Annotated in this window: 11 protein-coding genes; 1 reads left to right on the top strand and 10 read right to left on the bottom strand. The window is 64.3% G+C overall.

Going from position 1 to position 26,180, the window contains the following annotated elements:
* Positions 1–158: 158 nt before the first annotated feature.
* From ASE26_RS02270 to ASE26_RS02240, 7 genes are all read right to left on the bottom strand, one after another.
* Positions 159–1,154, bottom strand: coding sequence for a hypothetical protein (locus ASE26_RS02270; RefSeq protein ID WP_055931666.1), 996 nt, complete (start codon positions 1,152–1,154; stop codon positions 159–161).
* Between the two features lie 7 nt (positions 1,155–1,161).
* Positions 1,162–9,261, bottom strand: coding sequence for an RHS repeat-associated core domain-containing protein (locus ASE26_RS02265; RefSeq protein ID WP_057245511.1), 8,100 nt, complete (start codon positions 9,259–9,261; stop codon positions 1,162–1,164).
* 33 nt (positions 9,262–9,294) lie between these two features.
* A complete protein-coding gene (locus ASE26_RS02260; protein WP_162259157.1) occupies positions 9,295–18,339 on the bottom strand; it encodes a carboxypeptidase regulatory-like domain-containing protein in 9,045 nt (3,014 codons plus the stop codon).
* A gap of 203 nt (positions 18,340–18,542) precedes the next feature.
* A complete protein-coding gene (locus ASE26_RS02255) occupies positions 18,543–19,460 on the bottom strand; it encodes a PD40 domain-containing protein (protein WP_057245509.1) in 918 nt (305 codons plus the stop codon).
* Entirely contained in the window at positions 19,457–20,761 is a 1,305-nt protein-coding gene (locus ASE26_RS02250; RefSeq protein ID WP_057245508.1) for an MFS transporter, read from the bottom strand. Before ASE26_RS02250 ends, ASE26_RS02255 begins: the two co-directional genes overlap by 4 nt.
* Before the next feature lie 113 nt (positions 20,762–20,874).
* On the bottom strand, positions 20,875–21,471 hold the full coding sequence (locus tag ASE26_RS02245; protein WP_055931634.1) for a MarC family protein: 597 nt from the start codon (positions 21,469–21,471) through the stop codon (positions 20,875–20,877).
* Positions 21,468–22,463 (bottom strand): hypothetical protein, encoded by a 996-nt coding sequence (locus ASE26_RS02240; RefSeq protein ID WP_055931630.1) that lies wholly within the window; start codon positions 22,461–22,463, stop codon positions 21,468–21,470. Before ASE26_RS02240 ends, ASE26_RS02245 begins: the two co-directional genes overlap by 4 nt.
* A gap of 150 nt (positions 22,464–22,613) precedes the next feature.
* Here ASE26_RS02240 and ASE26_RS02235 point away from each other — a divergent pair, with 150 nt between their 5' ends.
* On the top strand, positions 22,614–23,066 hold the full coding sequence (locus tag ASE26_RS02235; RefSeq protein WP_055931627.1) for an FKBP-type peptidyl-prolyl cis-trans isomerase: 453 nt from the start codon (positions 22,614–22,616) through the stop codon (positions 23,064–23,066).
* A gap of 54 nt (positions 23,067–23,120) precedes the next feature.
* On the opposite strand, the gene ASE26_RS02230 is transcribed toward ASE26_RS02235, so the two are convergent.
* Genes ASE26_RS02230 through ASE26_RS02220 form a run of 3 tightly spaced genes read right to left on the bottom strand, consistent with a single transcriptional unit; the run spans position 23,121 to position 26,157 of the window.
* Positions 23,121–23,666, bottom strand: a complete 546-nt coding sequence (locus ASE26_RS02230; protein WP_055931624.1) for a phosphoribosyltransferase — start codon at positions 23,664–23,666, stop codon at positions 23,121–23,123.
* Positions 23,667–23,680: 14 nt separating this feature from the next.
* On the bottom strand, positions 23,681–24,991 hold the full coding sequence (locus ASE26_RS02225; protein WP_055931621.1) for an adenylosuccinate synthase: 1,311 nt from the start codon (positions 24,989–24,991) through the stop codon (positions 23,681–23,683).
* A gap of 5 nt (positions 24,992–24,996) precedes the next feature.
* Positions 24,997–26,157, bottom strand: coding sequence for an ATP phosphoribosyltransferase regulatory subunit (locus ASE26_RS02220; RefSeq protein ID WP_055931618.1), 1,161 nt, complete (start codon positions 26,155–26,157; stop codon positions 24,997–24,999).
* Between the last annotated feature and the right edge of the window lie 23 nt (positions 26,158–26,180).

Below are 26,180 nucleotides of genomic sequence, written 5' to 3'. Positions count from 1 at the left end.
CCGATGATTATATTGTCATTGCCTGACGGAAAAAGTCACAGAAAATCACGCCGCACCTTATTCCTTCACCGGCAAGCGATAGGGGTTTATCGGCCCCCTGCCCCAGGATCCTTACCTTCAATTCGATGGCGGCCACAATCTTGGCACCGAATTGCTCATCAGTCGACGTTGGGATTGGCTAGCAGCTTTGTCTGATATGCCTGCAATGGCTTTGCGTCCGCCAAGTCGCAGGGCGGTGAAAACTCGATCCTGATCGATGGCCTCAGGGCTTTCGGGAACCTCGTCACCTTGAGCACACGCTTGCCATGGGATTGCAACACCGGGACCAGGGCAGCATCGTCAGGCAAATCAAACCCGGCATGCGTTTCCAGCAAGATGTCATACAGGCGGGGAGACTTCGCCAAAATTGCGAAGTCGATCTGCCGCGTTTCCAACCACAAGCCGGCGCATTCCAGAAGCGGCATGTTGGCGATCCAGGCCAAATCGGTTTGCGTTGCTTGCTCGGCTTCTATAAACAGGTAGCGCAGTTTTTCAAGGGAATGAACCGCGCTGATATCGCGCAGCTTCTTCGCCTCGTCGATTTCGAGGATCTCAAGATTCCTCGCTTGGCCGATTTCCGACACATCTTCAAGTTTCTTCGCGCCCAACAGGCGCAATTCCCTGAGACCGTTCAGTGCTTTGCTGCCCTTCAGACCAGTCAGGACACAGCGGCGCAAACGCATTGCCTCCAGATCCTGCGCCTCCGAGAGGAAGGTGAGATCGGACACTTTCAATCCTTCCAGGTCCAGGTAGCGCAGGCGCGGATGATTCAAGTGCCGTTTATCCAAGCCCGATGCATCCTCACACTGCACGACTTCCAGCGCTGGTAACTGGCGCAAGTCAAATTTTGGCTGAGGCAGCTCGTCCCCGAAGGTAATGCGCCGCACAGCCGTCAACCGCTCAAGGCCCGCCGACGAATCGACGTCAGGGTAGTACAGCCAATGCACCCGGTCAGCGAAATCAGCCAGTGGTTCGAAGCTGCCTAAGGCGCTTTTAGGCTCAACGCCATCGTACTTCCATTGTGCAACAGCCTGGCGGCTTGCGTCATCCCAGTCGAACAATCGCAGGATTACACGACCGGGCTGCCCATTCAATTCACACATCTCAGCGCTCATCTAACCCTCAAATCTTTGGACACATCAATTTTTTGAAGACATTGTAATCGCGCTTCAGTGGATTGTCGGGTCCAATTGCACGGTTCTTGTTCAACAGGTCGTGGCCCGATTTTTCCAGGATATCCATGACCAGCTGTTCAACCTTGAACAATGCTTCCTTTCCGCCCGGGACATTGAAACGCATCAGGATCTTTGCGTTCGCCTTCCAAAGGTTCTTGCCTTTCTTGACCGCTTCGTCGATGTGCTGCTGCAAGCGATTTTCGATGCCAACCGACTGGCCAACATACAGCCCTCCACTCGCCATATCGATCAGGATGTAGATGCCGTAATCAACCGCTTGTTCTGCAATAGCAGCACCCAGGTCACAGCCAAAGCGGGAGAACGCCTGGCGGATCCCGGCGACCGCGCTGTTCTGCATCGAACTCTGGCCGTCCAATGCGGCCATCTGCCCGCCCAGCGTTTCATTTCCGCTCGGGTCAACCATGTTGACCGGATCGTCATTCGCATACGCATACCGATGCAGCGAAATCGGCTGGCTAGGGACACCGGTAAACCGGTCCATGGAAACAAAGCGGCCGCTTTCCAAGTCAACCCAGCGCGCACGGTTGTACTGCAGACCTGCGAGCGTATCGAAGTATTCGCCGGTATAACGGTAAGCAGTATTCGTCGTGCCGCTTTGCTCCAGCACCTGGCCGAAGGCATCGTAGCGGTAGCTCCCTGCTGCTTGTCCGTCGTCGCCGGTCAGGATCCGCACGCTGCCGTGCGGATCAGAGTGGTAGAACGTGCCCTGCCCGCCGCGGACTTCACGAATCAGTTCGGTGCCCCATACATAACGGGTAGACTCTGTGCTGTCTGCCGCAACTTCCGTTTGCTCCAGCACCTGGGCAAACGGGAACGTGGAATCAACCAGGAAGGTGGTCTGCCTGGTCTTTTCACCATTCTCGCCAAACTCGGCCTTCGCTACACGATTGCCATTGCCGTCGTAGGCAAATTGCGCGACCGTCCTGGCCTGGGCCTGGGACGTACCCCGTTTGACTTCAACCAGGCGATTATCGCCATCCCAGCCATAGAAGTTTTGAAGCCCGCCTACCGCTTTGCTCAGAAGGTTGCCGTTAGCGTCCCAGGCATAGGTGGTCTCCATCCGGCTGCTGCCGGTGCTCGTCGTTTCCGATAGCAGCCGGTCGTTGCTGTCGTAGTTGTAGTTCGTGATCGCAGTCACTGCGCCACTTGTACGAGTGCGCTCGATGCGGTTGCCAACCTTGTCATACTTGTATTGCGTATCACTGTCGGCAGCCGGGTTGCGGGCATGGACCTGTTCACGCGTCAGACGACCATAGGCGTCGAACTCAAAATCATTCGTCACGACAGGGTTTGACAGTGTTTCTCCGGCCAGCGTGCTGCCTGCATCGAATTCCGCGATCTGGGTGCGGCGGCCGTTTGCATCAAGCACGTACCGCACGCCGAACACAATGGAATTGTCGCCGCGGGACTGCAGCCCCTGCACCAGGCGGCCATTCGCATCGTAGCTGTAACGCGCTGTGATGCCGTCCGGCGTAGCTACCGTCGCCAGCTTGCCGTCCGCCGCATACTCGTAGGTAGTTGCCTTGCCATCGACATCGGTCACCTTCTCGAGGCGGCGCTGTTTATCGAAGCTATAGCGCACTGTGCCAGCTGCGGTGGAGCGGGCCACGATATTGCCAACCTGGTCGTACTCGTAAGCGATGAAGCCGCCATCCGGATTGGCCTGGCGCGCGAGGCGATCCGCATTATCGTAAGTAAATGTCGTCGTACCAGCAGCCAGCCCCTTGCCTGCCAGCGTCACGGCAGCAGGCTTGCCGGTCGCGGTGTACGTCGTACTGATGGTGCCGCCATCCGGGCGCACTACCATGTCAGTGCGGCCCACAACATCCACAGCGAAACGTGTCACCTTGCCTGCGAAGTCGGTCTTGCCCGTCTGGTTGCCTGCGGCATCGTATTCGAAGCGCTCCAACTTCCCATCCGGCAGCTTGCGTTCAGTCATGCGGGCGTTGCCATCATAGGTCCAGCGCGTGACCCGCCCTTCGGCGTCAGTCTGGCTGGTCTTATTGCCCAGCTCATCGTACTCGAAGACAGTCGCCTGGCCGCTGGCCGCGGCAGTCATGGTAACTTTCTTCAGGCGCCAAGCGCCATCGTACTCGTAGGTCTTTTCATTGCCGGCGTAGTCTTTCTCAGACTGCTTGGTGTTCGCCACAGTCCATACCGTCGTAGCAAACTTCCCATCCGGCAGCGAAGCCTTCACCAGGCGATCCAGGCCGTCGTACTCATACTTCGTTACGCGGCCCGAGGCGTCCGTCATGACGGAGACGTTGCCGTTTTTGTCGTATTCGAACTTGGTCTCTGCGCCACCCGGGGTCTTAAGGCTGGTCAGACGGCCGGCCGCGTCGTAGCCGTTAGCGGTGCGCTGGCCCAACTGGTCGGTCACGCCCACCAGGCGCCCTGCTGCGTCATACTCGCTGTTGATCGTGCCGCCATCCGGGAGAATTGTCTTGGCGCGGCGGTTCAATGCATCGTATTCGTGGCGCGTGACGCGGCCAGCCCGGTCGGTGCTGGCGACAAGGTTGCGCTCCGCGTCGTACTCGTTGAGCTCCGAGGTGCCGTCCGGATAAGTGATCTTGCTGACCTGTCCGCGCACCGTGTAAGCAAAGCTGGTACGGCGGCCAAGCGCGTCGACCTTTGCCAGCACCTGCCCACCGGCGTTATATTCAGTCTTGGTCACGAAGCCCAAGGCATCGGTTTCCTCGATCGCACGACCTTCTGCATCCAGCTTGCGGGTGATGGTGTAAGTCTTGGGCGCACCATCCTGAATGACCGTCCAGCTACGGCTAGTTTCCTGGTTATTGGTGTTATAGCCGTAAGTTATCTTGGTGCCGGCACCGTCGGTCTCTGTGGCCGGGGTGCCCTTGAGGTTATAGGTGAACGTCCTGCTGCGACCAGCCACTCGCACCGAAGTCATATTGCGGGCGCCGTCATACCCGACCGCACTGACCCGCCCCATCGGCTCGGTCACCGACTGCGACCCCATCAAGGAATAACCGAAACTGGTTATATTGCCATTCGGGTCGACGATCTTCTCAACATAAGTGCCGGAAGTGCTGTCGTATTCCCATTTCGTTTCATTGCCGACAGCGTCGGTTTCCGAGGTCTGCTTGCCGGTGCGCTGATTGAATACGCGGGCGGTACGGCCGCCTAATGGATCGGTCAGGGACGATTCATTGCCAAGCGCGTCGTACTCAAAGCTAGTTTTATTTCCAAGCGCATCGATCTTCTCAGTGACATTCCCTTTGGCGTCGTAAGCGTAGACGGTCTTGTTGCCGCGGCGGTCGGTGATCGTTTCGCGGTTGGACGTACCATCATGCTGCAACTGGATTGCCTTGCCTTCTGCGTCGTACGCAGCAACCAGCCTGCCCTCTTCGTCATACACGTAGCGCGCAGCGACATTCCCGTTCGGATCCGTGTACTGCACCAGCCCATGCGCACGGTTATAGGCATAACTCGAGTCGGCATTGACACGGTTGGTGGCTTTCACGAGGTCGCCGGCCGCATCATAGTTGTAGGTGATCGCTTTGCCGGAAGGATCGGTCACCGCCGTTATACGGTTCTGCGCGTCACGGGTGAAGCTGACCGACTGGCCGCCGCTGTGCAGAATGCCATTACGGCCATAGGTCAGCGTATTCCCGGCCGGATCCTTGACCTGTACGATGCCGATGCCTTCTGTGATGTAGTAGCTGAAGTTATCTTCGGTGACAAGCTTGAATTGCTTGGGGTTCCAGGTCTCCAGCGCATCCATGTCGAACAGTTGGCCACCCTGGGCGACCAGGTTCGGCACGTTGACGATTTCGAGCGTGCTGGTGGTGCCCGGCAGCGGAGTGAAGTAGACATCCACTGGTGGAATTGTTCCCATCGCACATTCCTGGCGATTGGCAGCGGTGAAGCGCTCTACTTTGCCGTCAGGAAGGGTAATGTTTATCTTGCGCTTACCAGCCGGCACGATGCACAACAAGAGCTGGGTTGAGCGTGCAATGACGTCCCATTGCAAGCCAATCACCATGTTCTTGCGCACCTGGACGTTCTGGTAGTCGACGCTCCAGCCGTAGCCAAAGTCCAGTTTCTCGTCCTTGCGGCGAGTATCGTAGGTACGCGAGACGCGGATTGGGACGCCGGCAGCTTCCAGGTCAAGGTCGATATACGTCAGTGCGAACTGGCCGATTTTCAGGTCGCGGTAGATATCGACGGTGATCATCTGGGTCTGCTGGCGGCCGTTGGCGTCGACCACGCTCAGCACCAGCTCATAGATGCCGTTTGCCAGCTGGGTCGGATCAAGCTTGCCCAGCACGCCGTTGGTCACTGCGCTGGTACCGCGCGCAATCTCGCTCCAAGCGCTGCCGCCGGAAGGGCGCAGCAGCAGCTGGTAGTAGGCCAGGCTGGCAGCCGTGGCGGTACCGGTCACGTTGACTGGTGCCGTCACTTCGGCGTCATCCACCGGGGCGGTAATCTGCGCCACTGGCGTGCTGCTGTCTGCCGGGTCACGCACGCTGTAGGTGCCAACGCGGGTGATGGTGCCCTGGCTGTCGGCGACCCTGGCGGTGATCTGGTGCGCGCCAATGGCGGCACCGGTCACGACCGCATGGCCTTCGACCGTCAGCGGCACGTTCTGGCCGTCGATGGACAGGGTGCGCGTGACGTTGCCGCTGCCGCCGGTGCTCAGCACGTCAACGGTCACGGTTTCGCCCAGGTTGATGACCTGTGGCGCAATACGCAGGCTGGCGTCGAGCGGGACTTCCTGGCCGACAGTCAGCTGGTAGCGCTGTTCTGCGTAAGCGCGGCCGTTGTCGGCGCGCACGGTGACGTTCCAGGTGCCCGACACCGGCTTGCTCCAGCTGATCACGCCATCGGCGGAAATCGCCATGCCGGTCGGCGCGTCGCGCAATGTGTACACCAGTGCCGCGCCCTTCGGATCGGTGGCCAGCACGGCATAGTTATACAGCTGGTTGGCGCCGCCGCTGATGACCGGGGCGCTGGTAATGACCGGGGCGCCGGTGACGGCGCCGGCATCGAAGCCACCGCTGGTGTCCAGTCCCGCGGCGATGGTGCCGGCCAGGATGTCGCAAGCACTGCTGCCCTGCACTGAGGCCAGGCGTGCCAGGAACAGGCCGCTGGCCACGTCGGCCTGGCCCGCATAGAAACTCCAGCGGGTGGTGCTGCCGGCCTCGCCCAGCACACTGGCCAGCGTATCGTTGACCGGTTGCGCGGCTTGCGCGGCTGGTACCGCGGCGGCGGCGCCTTGCAGCGGGCTGGCCAGCGCCAGCCAGGTGGTGCCATTCGGCAGGTACAGGGCGGAAGTGGCATAGCCGGTCTCGCCATTCAGGCGATAGCTGCCGGCGCCGCTGGCATCTTGCATTGCCAGGCCGTGACCGTTCCAGTTGCCGATATTGACCGGACCTTGTGCCACCAGCACGCGGCTGCCCGCTGCGGCGGCATTGCTGATGTCGGCGGCTGCGGTAGCGGCAATGTCTACCTGCGGCAGGATCGCCGCTGCGTTGGCGCCGGTCACGGCAAACACTTTGCTGCCTGCGCTTGCGGCGGCATTCAGTGCTTTAACCGGCGACGCTGCCTGGCCTGGCGTTTGTGCGCTGGTGAACAGCTTGGCCAGCACCAGGTGGCCGTATGCGGCATTGCGCTCGTTGGCTTGCTTGATATATGCCGATGGCGCCAGGCCGCCGCTGTTCTGCGCTACGGCGCTGTCCAGGCGATCGATGTCCAGCACTACGCCTGGGAAGCGCACCTTGTTGACAATGCCCATCACCATTTCGGGCTGGGCCTGCGCAACCGCGCGGCCGTACGACGGCTGGCGTACATCCACCACGCGCGCTGCGCGCTGGAACACGCCGGCATTGGCGTCCACCGTGGCGAAGTAGCCCAGTGCAGCGTGGTACAGCAGGTCGCCGCTGACGTCGTCGCGCGCCAGGCTGGCGCCCTGCCCGCCTGCCAGCTTGGCCTGGGTGGCGTTCAGGCGCGCCTTGACGGCGGCAAGTTGGCCGGCCGAGATGCCTTGCGCATCCACCGCGATGGCGTGGTAGTCGCCGGCGTGCGCGCCGAACGACGACTCGTTCCAGTCGCCGCTGGAGGGGTCGAAGCTGGCGATGCTGCCAGCCAGCTCGCTGCCCAGCACGAAGCTGCCGCCGCTGGCGACGACTGCGCCGTCAGCACGGATTTCCGCTTTCACGCGCACCAGGTAGCCCGGTACTTCGAGCGGCAATTCGTTCGGCTGGATCGGGCTGCCGTCGGCGTGCGGCTTTGGCATATAGGACGCCAGCACATCGGCATCGGCCTGGCTGGCCGGCACGAAACTCAGGGTCAGGCGTTTGTTGGCAACCGAAGCCAGGCTGCCGCTGTAGCTGACGGCTGGGCTATTGGCGGCCTGCTGCGCAGCCCCCGCAAACAGTTGCAGGCGCAGCTGCCAGCGCAGGTTGTCGGGCAGCGTGTTGACAATGGTGCCTTGCGCCACCTTGGTGTACGGCAGGCTGCCCAGCAGGATGCTGTAGTTGCGGGCGGCGATGCTGCGGTTGCCCAGCACATCGCCTACCGTCAGGTCGGCACCCTTCTGGCCCAGGTAGTTGTTCAGGCGCGATTTATAGTCGGTATAACCGGCTTGCAGGTTTGCCAGGTTCAGGTTCTGCGCATAGTCCGCGGTACAGACGGCGCCCTGGCGCACTTGGCCAAGCAGTCCGGTCTCATTCAGGCTGACGGCATTGACCAGGTCCAGGCCCGGCTTGCTGTCCATTTGCTTGAAGCTGGCGTCCAGTGGCACCCAGGCGCCCGGCGCCTTGTTGACGCCACCGCGGCTTGGCGAGAAGTCGACAAACGCTTCCACCCACACGTGCTCAAGCTGGATGGCGCCCACCTGGCCGGCCTGGCTCACGGCGCGATTCGGGATGCCGGCCTGCGCCAGCAATGCCTGCGCGGCGGCGGCATTGTCTACGCCCAGCCAGTTATTGACTTTCGCGACCGGGACTTCAATGGTGCCATATACATAGCGCGAGGCGATGCCGGCGGCGCGGTTGAGCGCGATCAACAGGCTGGCGGTGTCGGTGGCGCTGCCGCGGCGCGCCAGCAGCGTGGCGTCCGCGTCCTGCCTGGCGCCGAAGCCCGGCGCATAAGCGACGTTGTTGCGTACCCAGTTGTAGATGGCGACCGGATTGTTGCCCAGCTGTGCCGCCAGCGCCCGCACGGCCGGCGACAGCACGACTTCACCCTGCTCGGCCAGGTCGCCCGGCTGCACGGCTTGCGGCAGGATCGCATCCGGCAGCGTAATGCCGCTCAGCGAACCGGCGGCGGCCAGCAGCACGGAGCGCGGGAAGCGCTTCTCGTGCTGGCGCTCGGTCATCGCAACATCCGGCGGCGCCTTTTTCTTCTTGCCCCATGCATGGCCCTTGCCCTGCTCACCCCGCCCCGGCAGGCTGGAATGGCGTTTCATCAGCCTGGCCAGGTCGGCCAGCGCAGTTTGCACCGCGCCCTTGCCGCCTGCTGCCGCATCGAGGGCAGCCATTGCAGTTTTCAGTTCCGCATTGCGGGCGCCGAATTCCTGCATCGCCGCCTGGTGGCGCGCCAGGATTTCGCCGCTGGCCAGGCCTGCCGCGCGCAGGTGCGCTTCGGTGGCGGCAAAGGACTGCGCCATCACCGCCTCTTCCTTCCTCAGGCGCAGGTACTGCGCGCGCAGTGCATTGACCTGCGCCAGCGCATCGGCGCCGCGGCCGGCTGCCAGGTCGGCATCCGATTTATTGGCCATCTCTTCCATCTGCGACAGCGCAAAGCCATAGGTCTGCGTCGGCGCGGCCACGGGAGCTGCCTTGGCTGCGGTGGCTGCGGCGAGACGCCGCCAGCCTTTGCCGGTGGGGATGCCGTTGCTGTCCACGCCGGGCTGGCTGCCGCCCGTTGCGCCGGCCAGCGGCTGCAGTGTGAAGGGAGCTGGGGTCTGAGCAAAAGCGACTACCGGCGCTACCGTGCTGCTGGCAAAAGTGGCCAGCAGGGCGGAGGCAATGATGCGTTGCATGGTGCTGTTACGGAACATGGTCTTTTCCTGGCTATCTTCGTTCGTGTTTTCTTATTGCTGCGGCTGCAAGCGGCTCCAGCGCCATTCGGCTTCACGCAGGACGCAATCGATTTGCTGGCGGATCGCTGCCGTGTCGTTCGGCAGCGCCAGCAGGTTGTCGCTCGCGTCCAGCAGCGAGGCGATCGCTGCCGCGTAACCGGCCTGGGTACCGGCACTGAAGTAGCCCATGCCCGCCCGCACTGCATTGGCAGCGTTGTCGCGCGGCTTGCGGTACTTCGGATGGGTTACCGTCAGCTTGTCGATCGCACCCAGCGCCGCGTTGCCGTACAGGCTGGCGCTGTTGACGGTCACGCCGCGTTGCAGCTTGTCGCCGTACTGCACGGCGCTGCCTTTATCCAGCCAGCTCACCGTGGTCTCCAGCAGGTACTGGCCGGCCGTCTCCGGCGCCCTCACTTGCAGGTCCAGGTTGGCCGCCTGGCCGGCCGGCAGCGCCAGCGTCCAGTGTACGGTGTTGCTGGCCTGGTCGAATACAGCCTCCGGTGCCGACGACTGGTAGCTTGCGCCAGCCGGCAGCTTGACCGTCACTTCCAGTTCCACCGCTTCGGACTGGTTGCTGATTGTCGTGCGCATCGGCACCAGGGCGCCGCCCATCGGCACTTCGGCCACATTCGGCATGACTGCGGCCAGCGCCGAGCGCAGTACCGGCAGCCAGCCCTGCTCCCCGGCCAGGCTGCTGGCCAGGTCGAAGGCAAACAGCATCGAATGGCCGTTGCCATACGCATTGCTGAACACCGCAGGTCCGGCGTTCTGCGGCAGGACTGCGTCGAAGTCGGCCTGCGCCGTGCTGCCGTTCGCAATCGGCTTCAGTGCCCGGCCTACGGAAACCAGGCGCTGGTTCTCGAACAGCGGACCATTGAAGCGCACCGCCAGCCCGGTCTGGCCGATCTTGCCGCGGTACAGGATGCCGGTCACGCTGTCGAACACCTTGTTGCGGTTGTCGTGCACGCCGTCCACGATCAGGCCTTCGCCGCCGTTGATGCGTTCGCGCAGTTCGGCTACCTGCTGGGCATTCATCTTGTCCTCCTTGCCGGAGATCCAGTAGGTGTTGAACATGCCGCTGCGCAGCTTGGCCTGGAATGCTGCAGGGCTGGTCACCACCAGGTGCGGCACTTCCAGCTCGCTCAGCGCGGCATCGATCGCGTGCATGCGTTCGGTCTCGCAGACCGGCGGCTTGCCGTCATTGCCCGGCGCATCGTTCTCGTCGTCGTTGCAGGACACCAGGGCCAGCACGCGGTTGCCTGCCACCAGGTGCTGCTCGATGCCCAGCTTGACGTCAGGCCTGGACTTCGGCAGCAGCTGGAAGGCATCCTGGGCCAGCGTCATCTGCTTGCCACCGACAGTTGCACCCAGCTTGGCCACGTAGTTGCGCCCTGCTTCGCCGTCGGCCAGCCAGTTGCCGGCGCCGTTGTAGACGCCGCCCACGGCCACGCTGGCGCTGTACGGGAATTCCGCCCGCACTTGCTGCGCCACCGGATCGAGCAGGCTGACGGTCAGCGGCAGGTTATCCAGCGCGCTGTTGCCGTTGTTGACCACCTGGAAGGTGAAGGCCAGGCTGTCGCCGATCGGAACCATCTTGGGCATGGCGGTAATGCTGCCGCCCAGGCCGTAGCCGGTTTCCGCGCTCGAGCTGACGGCATAGGATGCGCTGCGGCGGTCGAGCACGCGGCCCGCGCTGTCGCGCAGCTGCTGCTCGACGCGGTAGGTGCCCGGCAGCGCATTCACCATGCGGAACGGCGAAGCGAAGTCCAGTTTTGTCCCAGGCGCCAGTTGCACGATGGCGTGCGCCTTGCCGAAGACCTGGGCATTGGACTGGTCGTAGACCTGGATCGCCAGCGTCAGGTTTTCCATCGTCACGTTGGCCGACTGGCCGATCACGCGCGAGGCGATGGCCACGCGGTCGGTTGGAGCGTAGTTCTGCTTGTCCACTGCCAGCGTGGACACGGCAGCCGCCTGCGACAGGTCGGCCAGCACGCGGAAGTCGACGCTGGCGCTGGCCACAGCCTGGCCGTTTTCGCTCAGCATGGCGCGCGCTGTATAGATGCCCGGCTGCAGCTGGCCGGCTGCATAGGCGCCGTTGACCTGCAGCGTGCCGCCGGCCGGAATGCCGACAGCCTGCTGCGTCACCGTGTTCACCAGTTCGCCGCGCGCATCGTAGACATCCACGCGCAGGTCGCCGTTGGCCACTTCGGTATTGGCGTTGCCCAGCGAGGTGGTGAGCAGGGCGCTCTCCCCTGCCAGGTATTCAGGCTTGTCGGTGGTGGCGCCGATATTGACCACGTTGGTCGCGCGCACCATCGGCACTTTCAGCGGCACGGTGACGTCGCCGGCTGCGAAAGTATTCTGGAAGCTGATGAAGCCCGAATCAAGGGTGGCGCGTACTTCGCCCAGCTTCATGCCATCCTGGTTGGCAGAGAAGCAGACCTGGGATCCCTGCGCAGTCACGTCGCGCAGGTTCCAGACGTACTCGGTGCGTCCATCAGGCAGCGGCACTACCGCGCTCGGCGGCTTGCTGGCGCCGGTCAGCTGCTGGCTTGGCTTGGCCACCAGGTGGGCTTGCACGCCGATCGCGCCGCAAGTCACCGGCACCTGCCAGATCGACTGGTCGTTGTCGTTCCACATCAGGATGCGGTTGTTGAAGCGGTCGAACGCCAGGTAATCGATGTCGGCCAGGTTCGGTGCGATGGTGCGGGCATCGAACAGGCGCGCGATCTGGCCAGTGCGCGGCACCACCTGGGCCAGCGAGTATTCCTCGCCGCTCTGGCCGATGCGCGACCACTGGTATGGCGCGATATAGAAATTGTCGGCGCAGTCGGCCGCGATGTTCGGGTAGCCGTCGCCTTCGAAGTATGGATGGTCGTTGCCGTCGGCCTTGCTGAAGATCGCCACCGAGCTGCCGTCCGGCTTGACCATCGACACCGAGTGGTTCTCGTTTTGCACGTACACGTTGTCGCGGCCGTCGACCGCAATGCCGCGCGGGCTCGGGAAGCCGCTGGTGGCAACTGTCGACACCACGCCCTGCTGGGTGACCTTGAGCAGCTTGCCCACGGTACCGACCAGCACCTCGTCGCGGCTGTTGACCTGCACACCGGCGGCGTTATTCACGCCCAGGTCGGCCACTACCGTCTTCACGCCCTCGCGGGTGATGCGCAGCACCTCGTAGCGGCTGGTGCTGTTATTGCGCGAAGCGACGTAGAAGTTTTCCTGCGAGTCGCTGGCCAGGCCGAACGCCAGGTTCATGCCGCTGGCGACCACGGTGCTGCTGCCCGAGGCGTCGGTGCGGTACAACTGGCTGGAATCGGTCACATACAGCTTGCCGGAACGGTCGCTGGCCATGCCACGCGGGGTCAGGCTCTTGCTGACGGTACGCACCTGGCCCATCTCGACGCGCGAGATGGTGGTGTAGTCGGCGCCCTTCAGGTCCAGGCACATCTGCAGTGCGCTGTCGCCCGGCGGCAGTTCGCTGCGCGCGGCGGTCAGCTGGCTCTGGGCGTTCGGGCCCACGTGCAGGAAGTTCTGCATGGCGCCGTCGATGCCGCTGCGGCTCATCTCGATGCGGAAGTCGCCGCCGTACGGCGGCACCCAGGTGCCAAAGTTCAGCTTCTGGTAGCTGCCGTCGATGCCCAGCTCCGCCATCGGCACAGTGGACTCGAATACCACGCTGCCGACGGCAGGCGGCTGCGCCGGTGCGCTTTGCGTCATCGCATACAGCACACCGACCGAGCTGTCGTTCTGCGCCACCAGGTAGGACTGGCTGTCGCTGGCCACGGCCACGCCGTTCAGTTGCCAGCGGTTGACCAGGTTGTTCACCAGCAGGTCCGAACCCACGCCATCGGTGCCGACGCGCACCACCGCACCATTGCTGCCGACGGCCAGCATGCTGCCGTCCGGCGCCAGGTCGAAGGCCGACATGCCGGAAGGGACATTGGCCAGGTGGTCCACCTTGCCGTCCTGGAAGCTGACGATGGTGTTGTTATTGATGTTCAGCATCAGCGTCGCACCGCCAGGGGTCTGGCGCAGCGCGACCGGGTTGGACAGGCCGGAGGCAAATACCTCGGCCACCCAGCCCGCAGGCTGGCTGCGCAGCTTCGTCAGCTGGCTGGTGCTGCGGTTGGCCATCAGCAGCTGGCCGCCCTCCGCCAGCAGGCCGTTGATGCCGCCCATGTCGGACAGGTTGCTGACGATGCCGGCGGTGCTGATGCGGTCCACGCCGCTGGTGCGCGAGACAAACAGTTCGCCCGCGCTGTTGAACGCCAGGCCGACCGGAGATGTCAAGCGCGCGTAGATGCTGCCCGCCGGGCCGGCCGCCGGGTCGAAGCGCAGCACCATATTGTTGGAGTTGCTGGCCGCGTACAGCTTGCCGCTGGCGTCAAAGGCCAGGCCCTGCGGCGCGCGCAGGCCGGCAAAGTCGAGTTCCACCGTCTTGCCAGGCGACAGGACGACAACGCGGCCGTCATCCCAATACGAATATGCCAGGCCGCCGTCGTTGCGCAGCGCCAGGCCGCCCAGGGTGTAGCTGCCCGGGTTGTAATACTGCTCGTAGACCTTGGCGCCGCCCACGTATTTGTTGATGCTGCCGCTGGAGGCCGTGCCATAGGTCACGCCGTTCACATGGGCCAGGTAGCGCGCCTGGAACTTGCCCATATAGCTTGGGTAGGCATCGCCGGCGTACCACATGAAGCGTTCGGCGTTGTCGGAGAAGCGCATCTCGCTGCCGCTGAACACGATTGCGGTCGGGTTCTCGAAACCGTGCAGGCGCGCCACTTCCTCGCCGGCCATGGTGTGCGCGGTAAGCATGTACAGGCTGTCGTCCACCACCCACAGCTTGTTGTCCGGACTGACGGCGCCGAAGGAAATATTCCCGTTCGGGCCGACGGTGCCGCGCGCCATCAGCAGCGTGCTGGCGCCGGTCAGGGTATTGACGCGGTAAGTCTTGTCGTAGTTGAAGATGATGATCTCGTTTTCGCCGCCGGCGGTCCAGTTGTAGATATAGGACGACGAGAACGTGACCGGGGTCAGTGCGCCTTCCGGCGACACGCGGTAGAAGCCGCCGCCGGTGCGCAGCACCAGGTTGCCTGCGGTATCGGTCTGCAGGTCGGTCATGCTGGCGGTGGACGGATAGTTCGCCAGCGTCACCAGTTCGCTCAAGGTGCCCGCGGTATCGAGCTTGTGGATCTTGCGGTTGGAATAGTCGCTCAGGTAAATATTGCCGGCCGGGTCGACTGCCACCGCGTAGGGGGTGAACGGCAGGTTGCTGCGCACGGTCGTCACCACGCCGGCCGAGTCGACACGCACCAGGGTGGAGCCGCTCAGGGCCAGCACCGAACCCGGGGTGATATCCGGCGTCCAGTTGGTATAGTTGAAGCCGCGGTGCCAGTATTTGTACTCGCCGCCGGCATAGCGCACCATGCTGCCCGAGTTGCGGATATAGATGTCGCCGTTGGCTGCCGCGCGCACCTGGTAAGGACGCACCAGCAGGCTTTCGGTTGTCCCGAGCTTGCCGCCGTCCGGCGCGAACCTGGTGACGCGGTTGCCGTTGTATTCAGTCACGTGCACATTGCCCGAGCCATCCAGCGCAATGCCGAGCGGACCGCTCAGGCCAACGGCGAAGTTGCTTTTCACACCGTTGCTGATGCGGGTCACCTTGCCGTTGCCGTATTCGGTCACCAGGTAGTCGCCGTTAGGCAGCACCACCAGGTTGTACGGCTGCGACATGCCGTTGGCGACGAAGCTGACATTGTTCTGCGCATCCTTGCGGCGCAGCGTGCCGTCGCCGGAGTTGAGCAGCAGCAGGTCGCCGTTCAGGTCATACGCCATGCCGCGCGGCTGGTAGCCGAAGCCGCGTGCGAACAGGCGCACCGTGCCGTTCGGCTGCACGCTGTGGATCGAATCGTTGTTGGTGTCGCTGACGTACAGGATGCCGCTGCCGTCGAAGGCCAGTCCGTACGGCGTGCCCAGGCCGGTGGCATACACGCTGGCCTCCCCTGCCGGCGTAATCTTGGACACGCGCGCCAGGTCTGCCTCGGCCACGTAGAAGTTGCCGGCCGCGTCGCGCGCGATGCCTTGCGGGTTGCGCAGGTTGCGCACGAACGGCGAGATCTTGCCGTCGCTGGCCGAGACCTTCACCAGGGTACCGTCGCTGCTATTGGTCACCACGAAGTTGCCGGCATCGTCCTTCACCAGCGCCACCGGCGCCGAGAAGCCGTTGCGCGCCAGAATGGTTTCCTGGCCGTTGTCGGCGCGCAGCACCAGGCGGCTCTCGCCGTTGAAGCGGCCGGCCATCAGCAGGCCATCCGCAGTGGCACTCAGCGCCGCGATGTCATTGATCTGCGTAGTGTCGAAGCGCGTCTGCACACCCTGCGGCGTCAGGCGGTACAGCACCGCGTTGTAAGCGGCCCAGATATTGCCGGCCGCATCCAGCGTGACGTCGGCGAACGGCACATTGTTGGGCAGCTGGCCCAGCACTGTCTGCGTGCCATTGGTATCCAGGCGCAGCACCTTGCCTTCGTAATAGTTGACGGTGTACAGCCAGCCTTCCGGTGCGATCTTCAGCTTGCGCGCGCGCATCAGCGGCGCGCCGCTGGCCAAGGTGCGTACATTGGCTTCGGTCTGGCCGTTGACAGGTTCCTGCGCCGCCAGGATGACCTTCAGCTGCATATCGCCCGAGGCCAGCGCCTGGTTGCCGTTATTGACCACGTCGCCGGTGAAGGTGACCACGGTCTTGGCGCCAGCTTGCGCCAGCGGCGGGTCGGCCAGCACGCCGCCAGCCAGGCGCGGCGCGGTCAGCACTTCGAAATCGCCGTCCGCCTCCGCCACCACGCGGCCCGATTCGTCGAAGGCGCGCGCCTTGATGGTGTAGGCGCCGCCCGGCAGGCGCAGCGTATTCCACTCCAGCATCAGCTCCAGCGTGCTGTTGGCGCCCAGCGCCAGCGGACGGTTGTCCGGTTCCTGGCCGCGCCAGCTCACGCCAGGGTTGCCCAGGTAGGTGTGGACGATATTGCCTTCCTTGTTGATTACCTGCGCCGTCACCAGCACGGTGGCGGCCTTGGCGGCATTGTTGGCCAGCAGGATCTCGAGCGGAATCATGCCGGTCGCGTAATAGCTGTGCTGCGGTGTTGCGACCTTGATGAAGCTGATGTCGGCCGCGCTGCTGTCGCGCTTTTGCAGCTTGACGTCGACCGTTGCATTGCCCGGCTGCGGCAGCGCCACGTTCAGCACTTGCGAGAAATAGTCCGCCGCGCCCACGTTCAGTGCGAAGCCGGTGCCGCTGATGCCGGCGATCTGGTACTTGCCCGCCGCATCGGTGACCACCGGCGTACCCTGCCCTTGCACCGCCACGCTGGCGCCGGCTACCGGGGCGCCGGTGGCGCCATCGGTCACCACGCCGCTCAGGGTGGAGGAAGTGGGCATCGGCGACAGCGCGATGTCGCCGATCGAATTCGGGCCGGCTACCGCCATGCCGCTGCCGCTGACTGCCTGGTAGCCTGCCGCGCTGGCCGCAATGGTGATTGCGCCCGGCGTCACATTGGCCACGCTGAAGGCGCCGCCGGCGGTGGTGGTTACAGTCTTGCCGGCCACTTGCACCGTGGCGCCGACGATGCCGGCCTTGGTGGCGGCGTTGACCACCTTGCCGCTGATGGTGGCGCTGGTCGGTTCAGGCTTGGAGGCCGGGGTCATGCCGGGCGAGAAGGTGTAGCTGGTATTGGCCACCACATCCAGGTTGACGCTGACCGTACGATAGTTCGGCGCGGTGACCGTGACCGTCAGCGGGCCCGGGCTCAGGTTGGTGATGGTGAAGGCGCCGCTGGCATTGGTGGTAGCCGCAGCGGTGCCTGCCGCCACCACGGCGCCCGCCAGCGGTTGGCCGCTGTCGTTGCGCACAATGCCGGACAGGGTCGCGCTCAGCGAAGCAGGCGCCAGCGCCACGGTGCCGATGCTCAGACTCTGGCCGGTGCCGACACTCAGGCTGACATCGCGGCTGGCATAGCCCAGGCGGGCAAAGCGCAGCGTCAGGTTGCCGGCGCTGATGCCGGACAGGGTGAAATTGCCGTTGGCATCGCTGCCGGCAGCGGCGTCGCCGCCCGCCACCACTTGCACGCTGGCGCCGGCCAGCGGCAGACCGCTGGCGGCATCGGCCACCAGGCCGCGCACGGAGGCGCTGCCATTGCTTGCCGGCGGATGGTTGACCAGGTACAGCGCACGCAGGGCCACCGCGGTCAGGTAAGGATCGTCGTTCCAGCTGCCGTTGGCCAGCTGGGTGGCCAGCAGCGCATCGGAAGCAGGTTTCAGAATGGCCTGGTCGGCGGTCTGGGTGGCCAGCACCCACAGCGCCAGGGCATTGTCGAAAGGATTGCCGAAGTTGCCGGCCACATTGCGCTGCGCCAGCAGCCAGTTCAGCGACTGCGCGCTGAAGGAGCCCGCACCCTGCTGGCTGGACCAGGCGGCCGACGCCAGCATGGCTTTCAGCGTCGCGTACATGCTGGCCTGGCGGTTGACGGCAAACGAACCGTCTGCCATGTGGTTGGCATCGAGGAAGGCCAGCGCGCGCGTCACCGCAGCCGCGTCGGGCTGGGCGCCGCCGGCACGCTGGGCCAGCAGCATCCACGAGGTGTCGGCAATGTTCGAGCTATAGCCGCCGTCGCCGCCGTAACCGCCGTCGCTGTTCTGGCGCTTTTGCAGTTCTTCGATCAGGGCCGGCTGCGCCACGCCGCCGTAGCCCAGGGCCCAGGCGCGCCGTGCCATGTATTCGGTGCTGAGGTCCTGCTCGGCCGTAAGCGCCTGCCGCAGCGGCGCCTGGCTGGCGGCCGCTGCGCCCAGCAGCTTGAGGGTGTACAGCGATTCGCTGCGGGCCTGCAGCGGCGTTGCTATCGATGCCGCCTCGCCGCCCAGCGAGCCGTCAGGCTGGACCTGGGCTTGCAGCCAGACCAAGCCGCGGCTCAGGGGGGTGTCCTGCGCCGTGGCGGGCGCACTGAACAGCATGAGTTGGAGGAGCAATGCAAACGACAGGAGGCCGCTGGCGGCCGTGCGGACGAGTTTCACGTTCATTCCCTGGCTAGTAAGGTATTAATGCCTTTTGGCAATATCGCCCGCTAGCTTAGCAGAATGTCTTTTATGATATTTTTTTAAAAAGATAAATTTGTATTCTTCCCAGCACTAAAAAATAGTGCTAGGACTGCCTTTCCCTAGGGAAAAGGACGGATTACATACTTTGCAACTTGCAATGTGATAGTGTTGCAAGAACGCTAATCGTACAGGCTCGGCGAACCGCCGCCGGCGCGCAACACCGTGGACGGAGTGTTTCCGGCCGCAGCCCGCAGCACCACATCGGTTTCGCCGCCGTCCGGCTGGCCCGGGCGCGCCAGTTCATAGGCGATGGTGGCGTCGTCCAGCCACAGGATCTGGTCGTCGATGCTGCGCGTTTCCTGCAGCACCCATTCGCGCCCGCTGGCCGGCTCGTAAATGGCAGGCAGCCAGCCGCCTTCGGGCTTGCGGCGCTTGAAGGCGATGCGCTTGCCGTCCGGTGAAAACGATGGGCATTCCATCTCCTTGCGCAGCAGCACCAGGGTTTTCGCCGCCAGGTCGCCCTGCGCCAGGAACACCGCGCCGCCCGCCCCCACCGTGGCCACGAAGCGCCCCTGCGCATTCGGGTCGAAGCTGACGCCCCAGACATTGAAGCGCCGTGCCGGCATCTGCAACGTCGCGCTTTCTACCACGCGGAAGGTGGACAGATCGGCCAGCAGGCGCTTGCGCGCCACGTCGATCACATAAGTGCGGGTGGTGAAGTCGGTCCCGGTGTAGGTATGGCCGCCGGAAAAGCCGGTGAATGCAGCCAGGGCGCCGTTTGGCGCGACGCGCACCCGGCTCGCCAGCAGCACGTTCGGGAACGACAGCGTCTGCGTCACCTGCCCTGCCTTGTCGGCCAGGTCCAGCTTCAGGCCCTGTCCCGGCACAGCGCGCAGGCAGGCCAGTACGCCGGCGCTGTAATGCAGGCGTTCGCAGCGCAACCCCAGCTGGCCCTGCGCCTGCCCGCCGGGCATTTTCAGCACGTCGACCCGGCCGGCATCGGCGCCCAGCGTGTGGCGCGCCAGCAGCGAGGCTGCGGAAGCAGGCGCGACGGTGAATGACAGGCAGGCAAGTGCGGCTAGCAGCGTGGACTTCATGGCGTTTCGGGCAGCAGTTGGGCCGGCAGGCCGGCAAGGCGCAGCGGATTGAACAGGGCGAACAGGGCGAGTGCGCACAGCAGGCCGGCGCCGTATACCAGCACGGCGCCGTTCACGTCATAGCGGTCCCACAGCAGGCCAAACAGCACGGATGACGCCAGCTTGGCGGCAGCGATGCCGGCCGCAAACAATGCCAGGCTCATGCTGCGCGCCGCTGGCGGCACGGCAGCCGCGACGGCAGCCATCAGCACGCCATCGGTGGCGGCCACATAGCAGCCAAGCAGCAGCACCAGGCCGGCAGCCTGCCACACCGGCGGCGTAGCGCCGGCGGCGCCGCACAGCAGGCCATACAAGGGCAGCAGGACGATGTGGGCACCAAGGAAAACGCGCAAGCGGCCGGCACGGTCGGCCAGCCAGCCGATCGGCGCCGCCAGCAACAGGAAGGCCGCTGCAGTGCCAACCGGCAGCAAAGGCTGCATATAGGGTTCCAGCGCAAAGCTTTGCTGCATCTGCGCGTAGATCATGCCCTCGCTGACTGTGAACAGCGACAGCAGCATGGCAGCGGCCAGCAGCTTGCGGCAAGCCGGCGGCAGGCAGCGCTGCCAGTGCGCGCGCAGCGACAGGCGCTCCCGCGCGGCTGGCGCAGTCGCCGATTGGAAAGCGGGGGCAGCGGCGGGCACCAGCCGGCCGAAAATGGCGATGCCGGCCACGGCAAAGGCCAGGGCAACCAGGAATAACAGGGTGTACTGCTGCGGCGCCAGCCACAGCAGGCCCGCTGCCAGCAACGGCCCGGCCAGGGCACCTGCCCCATCCATCGCACGGTGCGTACCGAAGGCCAGTCCCAGCTGGTGCGACGGCACGCTGGCGGCCAGGATGGTATCGCGCGGCGCAGCGCGCAGGCCCTTGCCCATGCGGTCCAGCGCCAGGCAGGCAACGATGGCGGCAAAAGTGCCGCTGGCCAGCAAGGCCAGCTTGGCCAGCACCGACATCGCATAACCGGCGCCTGCAATCAGTTTGCTGCGCCCGCTGCCGTAAGTAAGCGCGCCGCCGAGCAGCAAGGCTGCCACCGCCGCGCCGCCGCGGAACAGGCCGTCGGCTACGCCGAATTCGGCCGGCGACAGGTGCAGGGCCAGCATCAGGTAGACCGGCAGCACGCTGGCCACCATCTCGGTCGAAACATCCGTCAGCAGGCTGGTGGCGCCCAGCGCATACACCGTACGCGGCAAGGCCTGCCCGGGCTGGCGCTGCGCGCCGCGGCGGCTGCGCCACTGGTTGTAAATCTCGGCGAAATACATCGGCATTCCTGATTAGCCCGGCGGGCGACGCGCTAGCTTAGCAGAAGAGCCACAACTCTCCCAAAGGCGCTGTTGTAAAAACTGGAATCGAATCGCTGCCGCAGTCCTGCCTGCCGCGCTTACAGCGTCTTGACGAATTCGCGCACGCCGCCCAGCAGCATTTCGATCGACATCGCGGCCAGGATCAGGCCCATCAGGCGTTCGAAGGCCGTCATCACCTGCGAGCCAAGGGCTTTCTGCAGGCGTTCGGCGCCCAGGAACACCACCAGCCACACCACCACCACGGCTGACAGCGCAGCCACGTGCGTGAGCACCTCGCCGGTGCTCTCGCGCGAGAACAGCAGCACGGTCGCCAGCGCGGAAGGTCCGGCCAGCGCAGGAATCGCCAGCGGCACGATGAACGGTTCGCCGCCCTCCTGCCTGCCCAGCACCCCGTCCGGATGCGGGAACACCATGCGGATCGCGATCAGCAGCAGGATCACGCTGCCGGCAATGCGCAGCGACGCTTCCGACAGGCTCAGCGCCTTGAGGAAGTGGCTGCCGAAGAACATGAACACCAGCAGCACCACAAAGGCGATCAGGCATTCGCGCACGACGATTTTCGGGCGCCGCTTGGGCGGCACCGTGGCCAGCGCCGATGCAAAAATGGGAACATTGCCGAACGGGTCGGTCACCAGCATCAGCAGGATGAAGGTCTGGAAGAAGTCTTGGGTCATGAGTGCGAGTTTACACCACTGGCTTGCGTCGGCGAAGTGGCAGCTGAACCGCCCTTGCCCAGCTTGCGGTCGCACGCTTCGACGCCGGCCACGTCCGGCCATAGCTCGGGCAAGATCCGCTCGCCCAGCTCCTGGCGCAGTTTGAGGTAGGTTGCGCGGTCATTGGCGCGGCAGGCGAAGGATGCGAACTTGTTGCGGCCGCGCAGGTCTTGCGGATGGCGCTGCAGCAGGTCTTCGAAGCCGCTCTTCACCATGCGCCAGTCCGGCAGGCCGCGCTGCTCGCGGAACTGGATCGCCTCGCTGCCATTGCCGTCTTCGCGCCAGTACAGGCGCGCATACATGGCGCCGCCCTCGACCGCCTTGGTGAAGAACATGGCGCGCCGCGCAAACTGGTCGAACTGCACCGCGCTGCCGCCCGAACGCGGACTGTAGGCGCGCGCCATGGCAAAGTGGATCTGCTGGTCATTCGGGAAGGCCTGCACCGCGTCCAGGTAGGCGCTGGCGGCGCCGCGCCGCGAGCCGGCGCCTTCCAGCTGGAGGCTGATGTTCAGGCTATGCCACAGCGGACAGGCATTGGCCTGCGCCTTGACATGCTGCAGGCGGGCGATGCCGCGCCCCAGCTGCTCCTGGTAGAACTGCATCGCTTCCTTCGGCAGGTGGCCGATAGCGCCCAGCCGCAATTGCGCGGCATAGGCGCGCCAGTAGATGGCCTCCACCAGGGCCTGCGCCAGCGCTTCGGGCGCCTGCTGGCGCCATTGCTCCAGCGCGTTGCGCTCCGCTTCCCAGGTTTGCGTGGCGCGGAAATAGCTGTCGAACTGTATTTCGAAAGCGGCTGCATCGGCTGCGCAGGTTTCGCGCAAGCCGCGCTCGATGCTGTCGAATTTGCGCTCGGCCCACTGCTTTTGCAGCACGGCCGGCTTCGCGGCCGGAGCGCCGCCTGGCTCCGCGGGAGACACCGCCAGCATCACAGAGAACAACATCGAAGGAAACATCGCAATCCCGGCAACTTGCAAAATGATGCCAAGAATTGTATAGGCATTTCTTTACGGAAATATCTCGAATTGCCACTGCCTGCCTTTTTTTTCGCACTTTGTGGCGGATTCAGTACACTCGCTTCTTTCCGTTTATTTTGAAAGAAAATAATGAAGCGATTGTTCTCCTCCTGCCTTATCGGCGTCGGCCTCACCCTGGCTTTGGCAGGCTGCGACCGCGGCAAGGCGCCTGCCCCCGCCTCCTCCCAGGCCGAGGCGCCCGCCATTGCCCTGCAAAAGATCGATACCGTGGTCGGCACCGGCAAGGAAGCGGTCGCAGGCGCCAACGTCGCAGTCAACTACACCGGCTGGATTTACGAACCGAACTCGCCGCAGCAGCACGGCGCGCAATTCGACTCCTCCATCGGCCGCAGCCCGTTCAACTTCCCGCTCGGCGCCGGGCAGGTGATTCCCGGCTGGGACCAGGGCGTGCAGGGCATGAAAGTCGGCGGCAAACGCACCCTGATCGTGCCTGCCAGCCTGGGCTATGGCAGCAACGGCGTCGGCCCGATCCCGCCCAATTCCAACCTGGTCTTCGACGTCGAATTGCTGGAAGTACGCTGAAAAAAAAAGCGGAAGGACTTTCATCCTTCCGCTTTCATTTGAGACTGGCTGCTATTACGCGCCAGTTTCGCCTTTCTTGATCCAGGCCGCCAGCTGGTGCGGGCGCAGGCCGTCGTAGTCTTCGAACGGCTGGTGGATCCATGGGTTGTGCGGCAGTTCTTCCATCTGGTAGTCAGGCTTGAACGCGGAGCAGCCCTTGGTCCAGATCACGGCCGAACGCACTTCGGTCACGCCTTCGAAATTCTCCTTCAGGTGCTTCATCACCTTGGTCAGGGTCACGCCGGAATCTGCCAGGTCGTCGACCAGCAGAATCTTGCCGGACAGCGGGCCCTTGGTCATGGTCATGTACTTGGCGATATCCAGGTCGCCGCGCACGGTGCCGGCTTCTTCGCGGTAGGAGCTGGTCGACAGGATCGCCAGCGGCACGTCGAAGATGCGCGAGAACACGTCGCCCGGACGCACGCCGCCGCGCGCCAGGCACAGCACCATGTCGAACTTCCAGCCCGATTCATGGACCTTCAGCGCCAGGCGCTCGATCAGGCGGTGGTACTCGTCCCAGCTAACCCACAGGTGCTTTTGGTCGGATACAGGAGTGGTCATGCTCTTTTTCTTTCTTATTCAAATGGGTGGCGCAGGACGATGGTCTCTTCGCGGTCAGGGCCGGTCGATACCATGTCGATCGGCACGCCGACCACTTCTTCGATGCGCTTGATGTAGGCGCGTGCGGCTGCCGGCAGCGCGTCCATCGACTTGGCGCCGACGGTGCTTTCACTCCAGCCTGGCATCTCTTCGTAGATCGGCTGGCACAGCGCCGCATCTTCAGCGCCGACCGGGAAGATGTCGGAGTGCTTGCCGTTGATGGTGTAGCCGGTGCAGATCTTCAGGGTTTCCAGGCCGTCCAGCACGTCCAGCTTGGTCAGGCACATGCCCGACACGCCGTTGATCTGCACCGAGCGGCGCAGCAGCGCTGCATCGAACCAGCCGCAACGGCGGGCACGGCCGGTCACGGTGCCGAACTCGTGGCCCACGGAGGACAAGTGGTGGCCAACGCCTGCATCGGTCGGCAGTTCGGATGGGAACGGGCCGGAACCAACGCGGGTGGTGTAGGCCTTGGTGATGCCCAGGATGTAGTGCAGCATGCCAGGACCGACGCCGGCGCCGGCAGCGGCATTACCCGCCACGCAGTTCGACGAGGTGACGAACGGGTAGGTGCCGTGGTCGACGTCCAGCAGCGAGCCTTGCGCGCCTTCGAACAGCAGCGAGCCGCCGGCCTTGTGGGTGGCGTACAGGGCGGACGAGACGTCGGTCACCATCGGGCGCAGGCGCGGCACGTAGGCCAGCGCGTCGTCCAGGGTCTTCTGGTAATCGATCTTCGGTGCTTTGAGATAGTTTTCCAGGACGTAGTTGTGGTAGTCCAGGTTCTCTTTCAGCTTCTCGGCAAAGCGCTCTGCGTTCAGCAGGTCGGCCACGCGGATGGCGCGGCGGGCGACTTTGTCTTCGTATGCAGGGCCGATGCCTTTGCCGGTGGTGCCGATCTTGGCGGCGCCGCGCGCGGCTTCACGGGCGGCATCCAGTGCGGTGTGGTAAGGCAGGATGACCGGGCAAGCCTCGGAGATCTTCAGGCGGGAAGACACTTCCACGCCGGCCGCTTCCAGCTTGTCGATCTCGCGCAGCACGTCGGGCACGGACAGCACGACGCCGTTACCGATGTAGCAGGCCACGCCTGGGCGCATGATGCCCGAAGGGATCAGCTGCAGGGCGGTCTTGACGCCGCCGATCACGAGGGTGTGGCCCGCGTTGTGGCCGCCCTGGAAGCGCACCACGCCCTGGGCGTGTTCGGTCAGCCAGTCGACGATCTTGCCCTTGCCTTCATCGCCCCACTGGGTGCCGATAACAACAACGTTCTTTGCAGTTTTGTTTGACATCACAATTAACCTAAGTTTTTGAGAATCCAGTTACTACCACTTTCGTCGAGCACCAGCGCGCGATCGCACTCGAACTCGTCCTGTTCATCGTTGTGACCCGGCAGCGACTGGATCACAACTTCGCCGCACTTGCGCAGTTCGGCGATTTTTTCCTTCAATTCCGGTGCATTGCCCCACGGCGCGCGGATCGAATGCTTGCGCTCCGCGGTGGGCAGCAGGCGCGCCAGCTCGCGCAGGTCCAGCGAGAAGCCGGTGGCCGGACGGGCGCGGCCGAATGCTTCGCCCACGTGGTCGTAGCGGCCGCCGCGTGCCACAGCGTTCGGCAGGCCCGGCACGTACAGCGCGAACATGGCGCCGCTCTCGTACTGGTAGCCGCGCAGGTCGGCCAGGTCGATCGCCACTTCGGCGCGGCCGATGGCCGATGCCGCCAGCGCGGCCAGTTCGGCCAGCGCATGGGTGATGCCCGGCAGTGCCGGCAGCACCTCGCGCGCTCGCTTCAGCACGTCCACGTCGCCGTACAGGTTCGGCAATGCCAGCAGCGCGGCGCGCGTCGCGTCGTTGTAGCTGGCGGTCTGCTGCTGCAGGCCCGGCACGTCCTTGCCGCGCAACAGCGCCACGATGGCGTCGTAATCCCTGGTCGCCGCCGGATCCTGCGCCAGGATCGCGCGCAGCACGCCGACGTGGGTCAGGTCCAGGCGCATGTCGGTAAAGCCGGCCAGGGACAGCGAGCCAAGCGCCAGCTCCTGGATTTCCGCATCCGCTTCCAGGCCGGCATGGCCGTAGATTTCGGCGCCGATCTGGTACGGCTCGCGCGTCGAATGCAGGCCGGATGGACGGGTATGCAATACGGAGCCGGCGTAGCACAGGCGGGTCACGGTGGCGCGGTTCAGCAAGTGGGCGTCGATACGCGCCACCTGCGTCGTCATGTCGGCGCGCAGGCCCAGCATGCGGCCGGAGATCTGGTCCACCAGTTTGAACGTGCGCAGGTCCGTGTCGGTGCCGGCGCCGGCCAGCAGGGACTCGACGTACTCCAGCATCGGCGGCATTACAAGCTCGTAACCGTACAGCCGGAAGTTATCCAGCATCTGACGGCGCAGCTCCTCGATCTTGCGTGCTTCCGAAGGCAAGACGTCGGCAATATATTCGGGCAAAAGCCAATTCGGCATGGTTGGTGCTATTGAATTAAAAA

Origin of the sequence: Duganella sp. Root198D2 (assembly GCF_001428585.1) — a bacterium.
In the GTDB taxonomy this organism is placed as follows: domain Bacteria; phylum Pseudomonadota; class Gammaproteobacteria; order Burkholderiales; family Burkholderiaceae_D; genus Rugamonas.
The sequence above is the reverse complement of the archived record's forward strand: the minus strand, read 5'-3'. Positions and strand labels throughout refer to the sequence as shown.